Raw genomic sequence first — 15,471 nt, forward strand, 5'->3', positions numbered from 1 at the left:
TCTTGTGGACAGACCGCAGGACCAGGGCCGGCCGACCACGCCGGGCCAGACCGCGGAGCGCCTCGCCGCGCTCCGCCGCCCGGGGGGAGACCGGACATGCCACGCACCGATGCCGCCACCACGGCCCGTACGACCCGTTCGGCCCGGCGCCGTACGCTGCGGATCGCCGCGGCCGGGCTGACCGCGGTGGCCGCGCTGACCCTCACCGCCTGCGGAAGCCAGGACAACCCGCTCAAGACCAGCGACGCCAAGCCGTTCGACCCCGCGCCCCAGGACGCCAAGGACCCCGCGGCCAACGGCATGCACAACGACCAGGGCGCACCCACCCCGGCGGAGAAGGAGAACGGCGGCGCCAAGGGCAACGGCGGTGCGACCGGGAAGAGCGGCACGGGCGACGCCACCGTCGCGGACAGCACGGCCGCTGGCGGGAAGCACGGTCCCACGGCCGGTTCGGGACAGGCCGCCAACGGTGGCGGCCGCGGGTCGAGTGCCCGGCGCACCACCTGTGACCCCTCCAAGGTCCGCATCGTGGCGCAGCCGCTGACCCGCCCGATCAACCACCTGCTGCTGCAGGCCACCAACACCTCCGGCGCCACCTGCGACCTCCACGCCTACCCCTACCTCCAGTTCGACGAGGCACAGTCGCCGGTGGCCGACCTTCCGGACAGCAAGCCGCAGGCCGTGATCACCCTGGCACCGGGGGAATCGGGCTACGCCGGTGTGCTGCTGTCCCGGGCCGACGGTGACGCCCAGGGCGGCCGCACGGCGACCTCGCTCTCCGTCAGCCTCGCCGGTCGTGACGGCGACGGGAGCGTCGGCGGGTCGGTGAAGGTCGCGCTGCCGGGCGGCTCGGCGTACCTCGACGACAGTGCGCAGGTGACGTACTGGCAGTCGGACCCCAACACCGCGGCCTCCTGGTAGTCCGGACCGCGTAGGGCCGACGACGGCCCCCCGAAGCAGGGCGCCCGCGATTCCCCCGGCGGGCGCCCTTTCCTCTTGCCCGCTTCCCGTCGGTCCTCAGCAGCCGCGTGCGGCACGGCCTCCGGATCTGCCCGCGGCTGTCCCGTCATGTCCCAGCAGGCACCCCTCGGCGTCCCGAAAGCCGCCGTCGCGCGCCACGTCACCGCAGGTCACAGCCCTGTGAGACGAGAGCGACGTCCCACAGGCCGCGCAGCGGCGGTGCACGGGGGCCGTCCCGGCCCACCATGGTCTCCGTCGTCGCGAGCGGACCCCGCGGACGGCACCAAGGACCGACGAGGCGGAGGGGCACCGGCATGGAGGAACACGGCACCACGCCACCGGGGGACGGCACAACCCCGTTGGTGGGCGCGGCATCCGGGCTCCGCCGGTCCCTGCTCCGCCGGACCCTGCTGCGCCGGGTGCTTCCGACGGCCGCCGCGGCGGGTCTCGGCATCACCGGGATCGCCGGGGTCGCGCACGGCGCCGTCGGTTCGACGCCGCGGGCCGCCGCCGACTTCCCCACCTGGGGGACCCGTTGGGTGGTGCACGCCAGCGCCGACACCGGCTCCCCCGCCGTCGGAATGATCAATGCCTCGGCACCGGGGAAGGACCGGATCACCGCCGACTATCAGGTGAACACCGGTCGGCGCGTGTGCGAGGGCAACGCCTGCTCGACCTACATGGCGCACCTCACCAGGCCGGTCAGCGGCTTTCTCACCGTGGTCGCGGTGGACATACCGCAGGACCGGTTGCCGGACATACCCGTGCAGGGCGGCCCGCCGCCCGGCCCCGGTGCCGCACGCCGGGAGATGCTGGCGCGCGCCGCCACCTGGCTGACCGCCGACAACGGGTCCCAGGTCCCGTACAGCCAGTCCCAGGTCTGGAAGGACGGCTACCGGCAGGACTGCTCGGGCTATGTGTCGATGGCCCTCCGGCTGCCGACACCCGGCACCAACACCGTGGGCCTGGCGACCGATCGCGGTCTCACCCGGCCGATCTCGCTCGGCGCGTTGAGGGGTGGTGACCTCCTCGTCGACGCGTCGGGGGACAACAACAACCGACACGTCGTCATCTTCGAGAAGTGGGACGACGCCGCACATTCCTCGTACACCGCATTCGAGCAGCGCGGTGACCACGGCACCGACCACCGGAACCTGACCTACGGCCTGCCGGGCGGTGACCCGGAGTTCACGCCGTACCGGCCCGTGGTGTTCGGCGACTGAACGGCGGCAGCGAACGGGGGGCGAGGCACGTACGGCCGAGCTGGCTCACGATCGACCGGGCCGCAGCGCGCTGTTTCACGTGAAACGTCACCGAACGGTCCGGGTTCGTTCCGGATCGCGTAACGAGGGGTACTTCCGTCACAGGGGAGCGGAAGTGCCCCTCGCACGCGCATGGCCACTGTGCTGGAATGCGAGGCGTGCCTGGCCATGAGAACGACGCCACGAATGTCCGACGCAAACCACTGGCCCCACTCCCGGCTGAGCTCTCCGGTCCCGCCCGGGACTTCGTCTCCGCACTGCGCCGCATGCACGGCGAACTGGGCTACAGCCTCCAGGAGTTAGCAGCCCGCCTGCCGGCCAGCCGCTCGTCCCTGTCGCGCTATCTACGCGGCCAGAGCCTGCCCGATGAACGACTGCTGGTGCAGTGGTGCAAGCTCTCCTTCACTGGTGAGGACCGGCTGCCGGCACTGGTGGAGCTGCTCCACCGCGCCCAGGAGGCGGCGGACGAGGCGGCGACGCCGGCTACGGAACCGCCCGCAGCGGCCGAACCGGACGCGGAGGCAGCGGCGGACCGCGAGATCGTGGAGGAGGTGGCGGGTGCGGATCCACGGGAGGCAGCGCCGGGGCGGCGGCGGTTGCGACTGGTGTTGGCCGGGCTCGGCACCGCCGCCGTCCTCGCCGGGGCGGCATTCGCCGTCATGGCGCTGACCGGTTCGGACGCGGACGGCCGGGTGGCGGGCGACGGACGGGCATCGGCCGCGGCGGGCGCGGGACCGGCCGCCGGCTCGGCCCGGATCACCGTGAACAACATCGAACGGGCCTGCCAACACAGCCGTACCGACTACTGCGCGCTCGGGCTGGCCCGCGACCCCTATGCGCCGTACCTGCGGCCCAACGTCGTGGGCCGCGTCTGGCACGGCGACGTCCTGCAGGCCATCTGCAGGATCGCCGACGGGATCAGCGTCACCGACGAGGCCGGCGGGCACAGCAGCATCTGGTTCCGGGTCGACCATGACGGTGGCAGGGCCTGGATGCCGGGCATCCGCGTCCGGCCGGAGCAGCTCGACGACGAGCTGCCCCGGTGCCCGAACTGACCGCGCCCGGGTTGAGCCGTCCACACCGGGGAAAAAGCAGCCGGAGGCCGGGCGGAACGCACCCGCCCCGGCCCTTCGAGGGGCAGTCGCTATCGTGGCCGTGCCATGACATAGCCGCCTCGCCGTCCGCAGTACCTCACCGGGGGACCTTCCATGACCGCACGCCGCACCCGTCGCCGCTCCGCCGTGTACGCCGCGCTGGCCCTCGGCCTGACCGGCTCGCTCGCGCTGACCGGCTGCAACAGCAGCTCCTCGAAGTCGAAGACGAGCTCGTCCTCCAAGAGCAAGAAGCGCAAGATCATCGGCGGTGGCGCCGCCGCGGCAGGGGCCGGCGCCGGCGCGGCGGCCAACCGTCACGTGTCGAACTGCTACCTCACCACTGCCCGGCTCCAGTTCGGCCAGGTGACGGGGCCCAAGGGGTATGTGACCGTGCGGTACCGGAACTCCTCCGGCTCGCTGAGCTGCACGCTGTACAACGCGCCGCTGCTGTCGTTCAACCAGGCGAAGACGCCGCTGCCGAGGGTGAAGCCCGACTCGGGCCACCTGGTGACCCTGCGGCCGCACTCCACCGCCTACGCGGTCATCCCGACCACCAGCGCCGCCGCCCTGGGCACGAAGCAGAAGGACGTGGCCGTCCGGTTCATGGGCCGATCGGAGGATTCCCGGACCACCGGCCAGCCCGTGACCTACAACTTCGCCGAGAAGTACACGACGGTCTCCGTCGGCCAGAGCAAGGTCACCAACTGGTACAGCACCCTCTCCGCGGCCAAGCTGGAGGCCGGCGTCGGGTGACGTCCCGCGGCCGCCGACCCCCAGGCCGGCACGCGTAGCCTCGACTGGGGGCCGGTGGCCGGGGCTACTCCGCGTCCAGCCCCGCCAGCACGAGGCCCAGCCGGGCCGTGCCGTCCCCGGTGATCCGGACGGGCACGCCCCAGTCCTGCTGATGCACGTGACAGGCCGGGTACTCGACGTCCGGGGCGTCGTCGCAGGACGCGGCCATCGCCGAGACGTGCAGCACGCCCTCGGTCGCGCCGTCCGCGAGGACCAGGTCCCGCGCCAGGTCCGTGCCCGCACCCGCCCCGTCGGCGAGCAGCTCCGGCGGCGTGGCACTGACCAGCAGCCGCGTGGAGGGACCGTAGCGGGTGTCGAGCTTCTGGCCGGCCGGGGCCTGGAAGACCACATCGAGCCGCAGGGTGCCGGGGGCGATGTCGGTCGCGGCCCGCTGGGTGCGGTGGGCCACAGACTCGACGCGCACCGCCTCCTCGGGGAGCCGGAGCCGGGTCACCCGGTGCCGCGCGGACTCCACCACCACGATGTCGTCGTCGGCGAGGACCGCCGCGGAGGGCTCCCGCAGATCGGTGGCGAGGGTGGTCACCTCACCGCTGGCCGGGTCGTAGCGGCGCAGCGCGTGGTTGTAGGTGTCCGCGACGGCGACCGAACCGTCGGGGAGCGCGGTGACGCCCAGCGGGTGCTGGAGCAGGGCCTGCTCGGCGGCGCCGTCCCGGTGCCCGAAGTCGAAGAGGCCGGTGCCGACGGCCGTGCGGACCACGTAACCGTCCGCGGCGTCGTCGGCCGCCCGCTCGATCCAGCGCACCGCGCTGGTCTCCGAGTCTGCGATCCACAGCCGGTCGCCGGCCGCCGCGAGCCCGGAGGGCTGGGCGAACCACGCCTCCGCCGCGGGACCGTCCACCAGGCCCTCGTTGGTGGTGCCGGCCGCCACCGCCACCGTGCCGTCGGCCGGGTCGTAGGCCCAGATCTGGTGGACGCCGGCCATCGCGATCCACAGCCGGTCCTGCCACCAGGCGAGGTCCCACGGCGAGGAGAGGTCCACCTCGCGGGCCGGGCCCGCGGTCGGCGAGCCCTGCCACCACTGCTTGCCGGTGCCGGCCACCGTCTCCAGCGTGCCGGTCGCGGGGTCGAAGACCCGGACCGCGTGGTTGACGGTGTCCGCGACGGCGACCGTGCCGTCGGGCAGCAGCGCCAGTCCCTGCGGCTCGTTGAAGGAGTCCGGGCCCAGCCCGCGCTCCCCGCTCCCGATCCGGCGCAGCACCTCTTCACCGTCGGCGGCCAGCTCGACCAGTTGGTGCCGAGTGGTGTCGGAGACCAGGAAGGTGCCGCCAGGCAGCCGCACGGCCTTGCCGGGGAAACGGAGGTCGGTGGCGACCGGCTCCGGCGGCACGTAGGGGCCGTCCCCGCGCCGCAGCGTGCCCTTGGCGCCGTGCTCGGCGATCAGCTCCTCGACGAGCGTCTCGATGGCGTGCGCGTGGCCCTCGCCCGCGTGCTGGGCCACGACGTAGCCCTCGGGGTCGATCACCACCAGCGTCGGCCAGGCCCGCACCGCGTACTGCTTCCAGGTCGCGAGCTCGGGGTCGTCGAGGACGGGGTGCTCGACGCCGTACCGCTCGACGGCGTCGACGACGGCCTGGTGGTCGGCCTCGTGCACGAACTTCGGGGAGTGCACACCGATGATCACGACCGAGTCGCGGTGGCGCTCCTCCAGCTCCCGCAGCTCGTCCAGGACGTGCAGGCAGTTCACACAGCAGAACGTCCAGAAATCGAGGATGACAATGCGTCCTCGCAGGTCAGTGAGGGTGAGGTCGTTTCCGCCGGTGTTGAGCCAGCCGCCCTTGCCGATCAGCTCGGGGGCCCGGACGCGCGCACGTGAAGCCATGTGGACATTCAACGTCACTCCGGTGTCCAGGCATTCCGCAGGGGCCACGGGGAACACGTCACCCATGCTGCAATCCCACGAGGCGCACCACCCTCGCTCCCGCAAGTACTTCGTGCACGACCGGATCTTCGGCATCGGCGATGACTACTGGGTCGACGACGATCACGGACGGCACGCGTTCCTCGTGGACGGGAAGGCGCTCCGGCTGCGGGAGACCTTCGAGCTCAAGGACACCGAGCGGCGGGTCCTGATCACCATCCGCAAGAAGATGTTCAGCCTGCGCGACGCGATGACCATCGAGCGGGACGACGAGCCGTTGGCCACCATCAAGCGCAAGCGCCTTTCGTTGCTGCGCCATCACTTCCGCGTCGAACTGGTCGACGGCACCGAGCTGGACGTGAGCGGCAAGATCCTCGATCGGGAGTTCGCGGTCGAGTACGACGGCGAACTGCTCGCCGAGATCTCACGGCGGTGGCTGACCGTCCGTGACACCTACGCGGTCAATGTCGTGCGGGAGGACGCGGACCCGGCGCTGCTGATCGCCGTCGCGGTCTCCGTGATCCGGATGGCCGAGCGGGAGCGGGAGGACGACTGAGGACGCGCCGGGCGTACCGACCAAAACCCTCTTACCGTACGGTAATTGGCCGGTCGCGCCGACTCCGCACCAATCGGGAGCGGCGAATCGCGCACAGTACCACCGGCAACGCTTTCGAACGGCCCGACCGTCAAACATCCGCCTACGATGGTCACCCGAAAGCACTGCCGGGGTGCCGGTGCGCAGCGTAACTTAACTGCCAGACAGCAGCCCGCGTACGAACCGTTCGAGGGGTCCCGTGACCGTCCATCCCAGCCTTCAGTCCTCCATCGATGCCTGGACGCACTCCATAGAAGCGATAACCGAGCTGGTGACGCCGCTCGTCGAAGGCGAGTGGAACAGGGCGACGGACCTGCCAGGTTGGTCCGTGCGTGACATCGTCTCCCACGTCATCGGCCTGGAATGCGAGATGTTGGGCGACCCCCGGCCGATCCACACGCTGCCCCGCGACCTGTACCACGTGCGCAGCGAGTCGGCCCGCCGGATGGAGGTCCAGGTGGACGTCCGCCGGCACCACACCGCGCCGGAGATGCTCAGCGAGCTCGAATACACCATCATCCGGCGCTCCCGGCAGCTGCGGAACGAGACCCGTCAGCCGGACACCGTGGTACGCAGCCCGCTCGGCGAGGAGCGCACCCTGGAATTCGTCCTGGAGCAGCGGGCGTTCGATGTCTGGGCGCACGAGCAGGACCTCCGCCGGGTGTTCGGCAAGCCCGGCAACCTCGACTCGGCGGGTGCGCTGGTGGCCCGCGACCTGCTGGTGCGGGCACTGCCCGGGATCGTCACCAAACGGGCCAAGGCGCCGGCCCGTTCGACGGTGGTCTTCGACATCAGCGGCCCGGTGGAGTTCATGCGGACCGTCCGGGTCGACGCCGAGGGGAAGGCCACCATCGACGGCAGCGTCTCGCTCGGCCCGACGGTGACGCTGACCATGGACTGGGACGCCTTCCACCAACTGGCGTGCGGACGGGTCCGGCCGGCGGCCCTGGTCGAGCAGATCAAGATCGACGGCGACCAGGACCTCGCCCACGCCATCCTCGACAACTTCGCCGTCACGCCGTAACGCCCGGGCCGCTCAGGCACTCCCGAGAGGAACCAGTGGCCCGGACGGGGCGTCCCACGAGGGATTGAGGGGCCGCTGGGCTCGCTGGGGCAGCGTGGCTCGGCAGGCTTCGGCTGCGAGGGGCGCGACGCGGTGGAGGGAACGGTCAAGGCGGGGGACGGCCGCCCCGGGGTCGAAGAGGGCCGGGGGAGCGGCGGGATGTGGAACACCGCGCAGAACATCACGGCGGGCAGCGTCCACCAAGGGCACACCATCAACATCCACCCGCCGCAGGCAGCCACGCCCACCCCGACCGATTCCGCGGCAGAAGCGCTGACGCAGGCAGCGCACAAGCGGTGACGCGAGGAAACCCGAAAGCGCGGTCTCCATCCGCCCACACCGCTGCCCGTCGACTGGGCGATCCGCAAGGGATTCGCCGTTTCACGTGAAACACCCCTCGCCGCGCCGCCACCGAGGACGCGTCCGCCGGGGAGACCGGCGACCGTCCTCAGGCCGGGACGTGAACGGCCTCGACCCTGCTGACCACCAACCGTTCCCGTTCGCGCCGTGCCGCACGCCGACGAAGCCGGAGGATCTGCGAAATGCCGAGCGCCTCCAGAACGAAGACCGAGGCGAAGGCGATCCGGTAGTTGTCGCCGGTGGCGTCAAGCAGGACGCCGACCGCGAGCAGCGTGGTCATCGAGGCGGTGAAGCCGCCCATGTTGACGATGCCGGACGCGGTGCCCTGGCGCTCCGGCGGATTGGCCGGCCGGGCGAAGTCGAAACCGATCATCGACGCGGGGCCGCAGGCACCCAGCACCGCACAGAGCACGACCAGCAGCGCCATGGGCGCGTGCGCGGCCGGCCAGCACAGGGTGAGCGCCCACAGCAGGGCGGTGGCCGCGACGGTGCCCAGCGCCAGCGGCATCCGCGCCGCGTGGTGGCGCGCGATGATCTGGCCGTAGACCAGGCCGACGGCCATGTTGGAGAGCACCACGAGGGTCAGCAGCTCACCGGCCGTGCCGCGGGAGAGACCCTGCGCCTCCACGAGGAACGGCAGGCCCCACAGCAGCAGGAAGACCATCGCCGGGAACTGGGTGGTGAAGTGCACCCACATGCCCAGCCGGGTGCCGGGCTCGCGCCAGGCGGCCGCGATCTGGCCGCGGATGAACGCGGCGCCGCTGTGCTCGCGGGACGCCGGCGGCGGGGCGAAGCCCTCGGGGTGGTCCTTGAGGAAGAGCAGCAGCAGGGCCAGCACAACGATGCCGCCCAGGGCGCTGGCGGCGAAGGTCGTCGTCCAGCCGAAGGTGTGCAGCAGGCGGGCCAGGACGAGGGTGGAGATCAGGTTGCCCGCCATGCCGACCAGGGCGGCGATCTGCGCGATCATCGGGCCGCGACGGGCCGGGAACCAGCGGGAGCCGAGCCGCAGCACGCTGATGAAGGTCATCGCGTCACCGCAGCCCAGCAGCGCCCGCGAGCCGAGCGCCATGCCGTACGAGTCCGAGAACGCGAAGCCGAACTGGCCCGCGGTGTAGAGCACCACGCCGATGGTCAGGACCTTCTTCGCGCCCAGCCGGTCGACCAGCAGGCCGACGGGTATCTGCATGCCCGCGTAGACCAGCAGCTGAAGGATCGAGAAGGTGGACAGCGCGGAGGCGTTGATGTGGAAACGGTGGGCGGCGTCCAGGCCGGCCACGCCGAGGCTGGTGCGGTAGGTGATCGCGACGAAGTAGACGGCGACGCCGATGCCCCATACGGCCACGGCCTTCCGGCCACCGGGCGGGTCCGAGGGAAGCAGCCGGACGCCGCCCCCTCCTATGCCGCCTATGCCACCACTGGTGGAACTGTCGCTGCCGGCAGCACCGTCGGTACGCCCGCTCATCGCTCGTTCCCCTGCGCGAGGTTGCGGACCCAGCTGACGTGCCGCTGTACGGCGTCGGTGGCGGCTTCGGCGTCGCCGGCCCGCAGGGCCTCCAGGATCTCGGTGTGTTCGGTGATGTTCTTGGTGATCCGGTCGGGGTGGGCGTGCATCACCGCGACGCCCATCCGCAGTTGCCGGTCGCGCAGCTGCTCGTAGAGCCGGTCCAGGATCTGGTTGCCGGCGCTGCGCACGATGGCGGCGTGGAAGGCCCGGTCGGTGATCGACACAGCGGCCAGGTCGCCCGCCGCGGCCTGCGCCCGCATCGTCTCGACCAGTTCGGTCAACTCGTTGATCAGCGCGGCGCCGGCGGGCACGGCCTTGGCCGCGGCGTGCTTCTCCACCAGCAACCTGGTCTCGACGACATCGGCGATCTCCTGCGCGGAGACCGGAAGGACCAGCGCGCCCTTCTTCGGGTAGAGCTTGATCAGCCCTTCCACCTCCAGTCGCAGCAGTGCCTCCCGCACCGGGGTGCGGGAGACGCCCACCGCGTCGGCGAGCTCCCCTTCGGTGAGCAGCATCCCGCCCTCGTAGCGGCGCTCCAGGACGGCGTCCTTGATGTGGGTGTAGACCCGCTCGGCAGCGGGTGGCTGTTTGGCGGGAACGGGACCGGTCTCCCTCGTGGGGACGGTGGACAGGGACGCTGATGGCATGCGCACAGGATAGATACAACAAGTATGCGACCGGCACGGCATTCCGCAATGCGGACGATCAACGAGATATTTGCCCTGGTAAGAGGCGTTATGCGGGGTCGGCCGGAGCTGCTTCGGAGCGCCGGCCGACCGTCTCCTCAGGCCGACATCCGCCCCTGCGCGACCAGACGGTCCACCACCTGCCGGTGGGCCGGTGCGCAGCGCGCGGAGGACTCGTGGCGGTCGAACCACGCGTACTCGGCAATCTCCCGGCCGGGGGCCGGCGCGATGTCCTGGGGGCCACCGGTGAAGCAGGTCATGTGCAGCCGCCGACCGTTCTTGCCGTGCGCCACGTCGTGGACGACGAACGCCTCGGAGAGCTCCGCGGCCGGGATGCGCAGGCCAAGTTCCTCCGAGAGCTCCCGGGAGAGCGCCTCGCGTGCCGTCTCCCCCGGTTCGTACTTGCCACCCGGGAGGTAGAAGGTGTCGTTCCCCCGCGTCCGCACGCTCAGCAGCCGGCCGTCCCGCACGTGGAGCCACGACACCGACCGCAGCGGGGCTTCCCGCTCCGCGGCGATCAGCGGGTGGCCGGTCTGGTCGTCGATCCACCGCCCGCGTTCGGTGAAGCCCAGGTGGGCGGAGAACCGCCGGGCCCGGGCGTTCTCCTCGAAGACCTCCAGGGTCAGCGCGCCGTACCGCGCGGCCGCATGCTCCACCAGCTCCCGGCCGGTCCCGGCGCCCTGTGCCTCCGGCGCCACGAACAACCCGCCGATCTCCGCCCCGGCGTCGTCCCCGGCCCGGAGCCCCAGCACGCCGATGACGGCCCCGTCGCGCTCGGCGACCCATTTCTCCGCCCGGACGAGATGCACCTCGCGGAGGATCCGGGCCCGCTCCCCCTCGCCTTCTCCCTCGATGAACGGATGCGCCTGCTTCGACGCCCTGGACCACAGGTCGCAGACCGTGTCCTGATCCGCGTCCCGATAGCGCCGAATGACCGTGTGACTGCTCATTTCGCCGACCGTAGGGAGCCGGACGGCCGGCAGCAAACTCTTTCCGGTCGAGGACGGCCCCGCTCGAAAGGGGGACCCGAGGGGGACCCACGGTCCGACTCAAGGCGTACGCGAGTCCGTACCTGACGCGTACGGAACGGCCGCATTCCCATGGGTGAATGGACACACGGAACCGATAAGGCACCCGTACAAGGGGAGTTGACCATGCAGTCCAGGACGCACACCGGCCACCGTGCGCGCAACGCCGTCGCACTGGCCCTGATCGTCGCCACCGTGTGGGCCGGCGCCGTACTGGCCCGCAGCGCGGCGCCGGTCGACCCGTCCGCCCCGACCGGCCCGGTGGCGCACCTCAGCCGCGTGGTCGACCTCATCCGCGGCTGAGCAACGACCAAGGGCGGTGTTTCACGTGAAACGCACCGACCGTTTCACGTGAAACACCGCCCCACCGTCGTCCCGGACTCCCGCCCCGGACGATCAGTCCGGCCGACTCAGCCCCAGGTGATCAGCCGCTTGGGCCGCTCCAGGATCGCCGCGATGTCCGCGAGCAGCTTGGAGCCCAACTCGCCGTCGATCAACCGGTGGTCGAAGGAGAGGGCGAGGGTCGTGACGTGGCGCGGCTTGACCTTGCCCTTGTGGACCCACGGCTGGAGCTTGATCGCACCGACCGCGAGGATCGCCGACTCCCCCGGGTTGAGGATCGGGGTGCCGGTGTCGACGCCGAAGACGCCGACGTTGGTGATGGTGACCGTACCGCCGGACATCGCCGCCGGTGAGGTCTTGCCCTCGCGGGCCGTGGCCACCAACTCGCCCAGCTCCGTGGCGAGCTGGGGGAGCGTCTTGGCCCCCGCGTCCTTGATGTTCGGGACGAGCAGGCCGCGCGGGGTGGCCGCGGCAATCCCGAGGTTGACGTAGTCCTTGTAGACGATCTCCTGAGTAGCCTCGTCCCAGGCGGCGTTGACCTCCGGGTGCCGCTTGATGGCGACCAGGAACGCCTTGGCCACCAACAGCAGCGGATTGACCCGCAGCCCGGCCAGGTCCGGGTCCTGCTTGAGCTCCTGGACGAGCTTCATCGTGCGGGTCACGTCGACGGTGATGAACTCCGTGACGTGCGGCGCGGTGAAGGCACTGGCGACCATCGCCTGGGCGGTGGCCTTGCGCACGCCCTTGACCGGCACCCGACGCTCGCGCGCGGCGTCGAAGGCGGTGACCGGGGCCACCGCCGTCGGGACGGCCACCTCGGGGGCGGCCGGCGCCGCCGCCTCGGCCGGTGCGGCGGCCGCGTAGACGTCGTCGCGGGTGACGACGCCGCCCGGCCCGGTCGGGACGACCGTCGCCAGGTCGATGCCGAGGTCCTTGGCGAGCTTGCGGACCGGCGGCTTGGCCAGCGGACGCTCGGCGACCGGAACGGCGGCGGCGGGTGCCGCCGGCGCTACGGGCACGGCCACCGGAGTGGTGGCAGGCGCCGGCGCGCTGCGCCCGTTGAGCTCGGCCTGGAGCCCGGCGGTCACCGGCTCCGACTGGGCCGGCACCCCCGGCTGCTGCTTGCGCGCCCGGCGCTTGGTCGAGGACGGCGCGGCGCCGTAGCCGACCAGCACCGCCTGCCGGCCCTGCGGTTCGGCGTCGTCCTCCTCGGCGGGCGCCGCAGCCTCACCGGGGGCCTCCCCGACGGGACCGGCGCCCGGGTCGGTGTCGACCGCGATGATCACGGTGCCGACGTCGACGGTGGTGCCCTCGTCGAAGTGGAGCGCGTGCACCACCCCGTCGTAGGGGATGGGCAGTTCCACGGCGGCCTTGGCGGTCTCGACCTCGCACACGACCTGGCCGTCGGCAACGGTGTCACCGGCCTTGACGTACCACTTGAGGATCTCGGCCTCGGTCAGGCCCTCGCCCACGTCGGGCATCTTGAACTCGCGGATGCGCTGCGTGTGCGCGGCGCCGGCGGTCCCTGCAGTCATGGTCACGACTCTCCTCAGCCCTCAGTACGCCAACGCACGGTCAACGGCGTCGAGCACCCGGTCCAGCCCCGGAAGGTACTCGTCCTCCAGCCTGGACGGCGGATAGGGGGCGTGGAAACCGCCGACCCGCAGCACCGGTGCCTCCAGGTGGTAGAAGCAGCGCTCGGTGATCCGGGCGGCGATCTCCGCACCCGAGCCGAAGAAGACGGGCGCCTCGTGGACCACGACCAGCCGGCCGGTCTTCTCGACCGAGGACTGGACGGTGTCGAAGTCGATCGGGGAGATCGAGCGCAGGTCGACCACCTCGACCGACTTGCCCTCCTCGGCCGCGACCTTGGCGACGTCCTCGCAGACCTTCACCATCGGGCCGTAGGCGACCAGGGTGAGGTCGGAGCCGGCCCGGGTCACCCGGGCCTTGTGCAGCGGGTCCGGGATCGACTCGGTGTCCAGGCGCGACTTGTCGTGGTAGCGGCGCTTGGGCTCGAAGTAGATGACCGGGTCGTCCCCGGCGATGGCCTGCTGGAGCATCCAGTAGGCATCGGAGGAGTTCGACGGGGAGACGATCTTGAGCCCGGCGACGTGCGCGAAGAGCGCCTCGGGCGACTCGGAGTGGTGCTCGACGGCGCCGATGCCGCCCGCGTACGGGATGCGGATGACGACCGGCACCTTGACCTTGCCCAGCGCCCGCGCGTGCATCTTCGCGAGCTGGGTGACGATCTGGTCGTAGGCGGGGAAGACGAAGCCGTCGAACTGGATCTCCACGACCGGTCGGTAGCCGCGCAGGGCCAGGCCGATCGCGGTGCCGACGATGCCGGACTCGGCGAGCGGGGTGTCGATCACCCGGTCCTCGCCGAAGTCCTTCTGGAGCCCGTCGGTGACCCGGAAGACGCCACCGAGCTTGCCGACGTCCTCGCCCATGATGAGGACCTTGGGGTCGGCCTCCATGGAGGCCCGCAGCGACGCGTTGATCGCCTTCGCGATGGTGATCTTCTCGTGGACAACCATGGTCAGTTCCCCTCCGCGGCGGCGTCGGCGTCCGCGAACGACGCCTGGTAGGCGGCGAACTGCGCGCGCTCCTCATCGACGAGCGCGTGCCCGTCGGCATAGACGTTCTCGAAGATCGCCAGGTGATCCGGGTCGGGCATGGCCCGTACGACGTCGCGGACCCGCTTGCCCAGGACGTCGCTCTCCTCGTCGATCGCGGCGAGGTAGGCGTCGTCGACGAAGCCCTCGGCCTCCAGGTACTTCCGCAGCCGCAGGATCGGGTCCTTGGCCTCCCAGGCCAGCGTCTCCTCGTCCGGGCGGTACCGCGTCGGGTCGTCGGAGGTGGTGTGGGCGCCCATGCGGTAGGTGAACGCCTCGATCAGCATGGGGCCCTGGCCGGTGCGCGCGCGGTCCAGCGCCGCCTTGGTCACCGCCAGGCAGGCCAGCACGTCGTTGCCGTCCACCCGGACGCCGGGGAATCCGTACCCCTGGGCGCGCTGGTAGAGGGGGACGCGGGTCTGCTTCTCGGTGGGCTCGGAAATCGCCCACTGGTTGTTCTGGCAGAAGAAGACGACCGGGGCGTTGTAGACCGCGGAGAAGGTGAAGGATTCGGCGACGTCGCCCTGGCTGGACGCGCCGTCACCGAAATACGCGATGACCGCGGAATCCGCGCCGTCCTTCTGCACGCCCATCGCGTAACCGGTCGCGTGCAGCGTCTGCGAACCGATGACGATGGTGTAGAGGTGGAAGTTGTTGCTGTTGGGGTCCCAGCCGCCGTGGTTGACGCCGCGGAACATCCCCAGCAGGTTCGTCGGGTCGACGCCGCGACACCAGGCCACGCCGTGCTCCCGATAGGTGGGAAAGACGTAGTCGTCGTCGCGCAGCGCGCGGCCGGAACCGATCTGTGCGGCTTCCTGGCCCAGCAGCGAGGCCCACAGGCCCAGTTCGCCCTGGCGCTGGAGGGTGGTTGCCTCGGCGTCGAACCGCCGGGTCAGCACCATGTCGCGGTAGAGACCGCGCAGTTCCTCGGGAGAGAGGTCGATCGTGTAGTCCGGGTGCTCGACCCGCGTCCCTTCCGGGGTCAGCAGTTGTACGAGCTGGTCCTGCTCCGCCTGGTCCGGCCCGGCGCTGTTCCCGGCCTTGGACTGCGTCGCCTTCTTCGCCGGCGTCGTCTTTTTGGCGGTGGTGCGCTTGCTGCCGCCGCGGGCGGTTTTCCGCTCGGCAGTGCCTTCCACGGTCACGTGCTGCTCCTCCGTCTGTCCGGCCCCCGGGGTCCGCCGGTGGCCGTTTGCGGCTCACCCGGTATCCGATACGGCGCACGGGGTGTGTGCGAACGCGGCCGGATCCGGGTGGAACAAAGCGCCCCGGAGTGGCCTGCTCATTGCAC

The 15,471-nt window shown here is 71.3% G+C and carries 15 protein-coding genes; 8 read left to right on the forward strand and 7 right to left on the reverse strand.

Features of this window, described 5'->3' with window-relative positions:
* Positions 1–96: 96 nt before the first annotated feature.
* The 4 genes from ACLJT4_RS04705 to ACLJT4_RS04720 all read left to right on the forward strand — a co-directional run bounded on the left by ACLJT4_RS04705 (position 97) and on the right by ACLJT4_RS04720 (position 4,069).
* The gene (locus ACLJT4_RS04705; RefSeq protein ID WP_411121129.1) at positions 97–921 is read left to right on the forward strand and encodes a DUF4232 domain-containing protein; all 825 of its coding nucleotides are present in this window, start codon (positions 97–99) and stop codon (positions 919–921) included.
* A gap of 353 nt (positions 922–1,274) precedes the next feature.
* Complete coding sequence (locus tag ACLJT4_RS04710) at positions 1,275–2,183, forward strand: hypothetical protein (RefSeq protein WP_411121130.1); 909 nt, start codon at positions 1,275–1,277, stop codon at positions 2,181–2,183.
* Positions 2,184–2,371: 188 nt separating this feature from the next.
* A complete protein-coding gene (locus ACLJT4_RS04715; protein ID WP_411121131.1) occupies positions 2,372–3,277 on the forward strand; it encodes a helix-turn-helix domain-containing protein in 906 nt (301 codons plus the stop codon).
* 153 nt (positions 3,278–3,430) lie between these two features.
* Positions 3,431–4,069 carry a DUF4232 domain-containing protein gene (locus tag ACLJT4_RS04720; RefSeq protein WP_411121132.1) on the forward strand — a complete coding sequence of 213 codons (639 nt, stop codon included), beginning with the start codon at positions 3,431–3,433 and terminating at the stop codon, positions 4,067–4,069.
* 64 nt (positions 4,070–4,133) lie between these two features.
* Here the strand turns inward: ACLJT4_RS04720 and ACLJT4_RS04725 are convergent, their stop codons facing one another.
* Positions 4,134–5,948 (reverse strand): NHL domain-containing thioredoxin family protein, encoded by a 1,815-nt coding sequence (locus tag ACLJT4_RS04725; protein WP_411121133.1) that lies wholly within the window; start codon positions 5,946–5,948, stop codon positions 4,134–4,136.
* Positions 5,949–6,012: 64 nt separating this feature from the next.
* On the opposite strand from ACLJT4_RS04725, the gene ACLJT4_RS04730 reads away from it, so the two are divergent.
* From ACLJT4_RS04730 to ACLJT4_RS04740, 3 genes are all read left to right on the forward strand, one after another.
* Entirely contained in the window at positions 6,013–6,543 is a 531-nt protein-coding gene (locus tag ACLJT4_RS04730; RefSeq protein ID WP_016571790.1) for an LURP-one-related/scramblase family protein, read from the forward strand.
* 238 nt (positions 6,544–6,781) lie between these two features.
* The gene (locus tag ACLJT4_RS04735; RefSeq protein WP_376169530.1) at positions 6,782–7,606 is read left to right on the forward strand and encodes a maleylpyruvate isomerase family mycothiol-dependent enzyme; all 825 of its coding nucleotides are present in this window, start codon (positions 6,782–6,784) and stop codon (positions 7,604–7,606) included.
* A 132-nt stretch (positions 7,607–7,738) separates the two neighbouring features.
* Complete coding sequence (locus ACLJT4_RS04740) at positions 7,739–7,945, forward strand: hypothetical protein (RefSeq protein WP_411121135.1); 207 nt, start codon at positions 7,739–7,741, stop codon at positions 7,943–7,945.
* 148 nt (positions 7,946–8,093) lie between these two features.
* Here ACLJT4_RS04740 and ACLJT4_RS04745 read toward each other — a convergent pair whose 3' ends face one another.
* The 3 genes from ACLJT4_RS04745 to ACLJT4_RS04755 all read right to left on the reverse strand — a co-directional run bounded on the left by ACLJT4_RS04745 (position 8,094) and on the right by ACLJT4_RS04755 (position 11,145).
* Positions 8,094–9,347 (reverse strand): MFS transporter, encoded by a 1,254-nt coding sequence (locus ACLJT4_RS04745; protein ID WP_038526085.1) that lies wholly within the window; start codon positions 9,345–9,347, stop codon positions 8,094–8,096.
* Positions 9,348–9,463: 116 nt separating this feature from the next.
* Positions 9,464–10,156: a GntR family transcriptional regulator gene (locus ACLJT4_RS04750; protein ID WP_411121136.1), complete on the reverse strand. Its 693-nt coding sequence runs from the start codon at positions 10,154–10,156 to the stop codon at positions 9,464–9,466.
* Between the two features lie 137 nt (positions 10,157–10,293).
* Entirely contained in the window at positions 10,294–11,145 is an 852-nt protein-coding gene (locus ACLJT4_RS04755; RefSeq protein ID WP_411121137.1) for a GNAT family N-acetyltransferase, read from the reverse strand.
* A 204-nt stretch (positions 11,146–11,349) separates the two neighbouring features.
* Here ACLJT4_RS04755 and ACLJT4_RS04760 point away from each other — a divergent pair, with 204 nt between their 5' ends.
* Positions 11,350–11,526, forward strand: a complete 177-nt coding sequence (locus tag ACLJT4_RS04760; RefSeq protein ID WP_411121138.1) for a hypothetical protein — start codon at positions 11,350–11,352, stop codon at positions 11,524–11,526.
* Positions 11,527–11,633: 107 nt separating this feature from the next.
* Here the strand turns inward: ACLJT4_RS04760 and ACLJT4_RS04765 are convergent, their stop codons facing one another.
* From ACLJT4_RS04765 to pdhA, 3 genes are read right to left on the reverse strand one after another with little or no spacing between them, the layout of a single operon-like run.
* A complete protein-coding gene (locus tag ACLJT4_RS04765) occupies positions 11,634–13,100 on the reverse strand; it encodes a dihydrolipoamide acetyltransferase family protein (RefSeq protein ID WP_411121139.1) in 1,467 nt (488 codons plus the stop codon).
* A 21-nt stretch (positions 13,101–13,121) separates the two neighbouring features.
* Positions 13,122–14,105 carry an alpha-ketoacid dehydrogenase subunit beta gene (locus ACLJT4_RS04770; RefSeq protein ID WP_411121140.1) on the reverse strand — a complete coding sequence of 328 codons (984 nt, stop codon included), beginning with the start codon at positions 14,103–14,105 and terminating at the stop codon, positions 13,122–13,124.
* A 2-nt stretch (positions 14,106–14,107) separates the two neighbouring features.
* Entirely contained in the window at positions 14,108–15,325 is a 1,218-nt protein-coding gene (gene pdhA / locus ACLJT4_RS04775) for a pyruvate dehydrogenase (acetyl-transferring) E1 component subunit alpha (protein ID WP_411121141.1), read from the reverse strand.
* Between the last annotated feature and the right edge of the window lie 146 nt (positions 15,326–15,471).

Source organism: Streptomyces sp. x-19 (assembly GCF_046549115.1).
GTDB lineage: Bacteria > Actinomycetota > Actinomycetes > Streptomycetales > Streptomycetaceae > Streptomyces > Streptomyces albulus_C.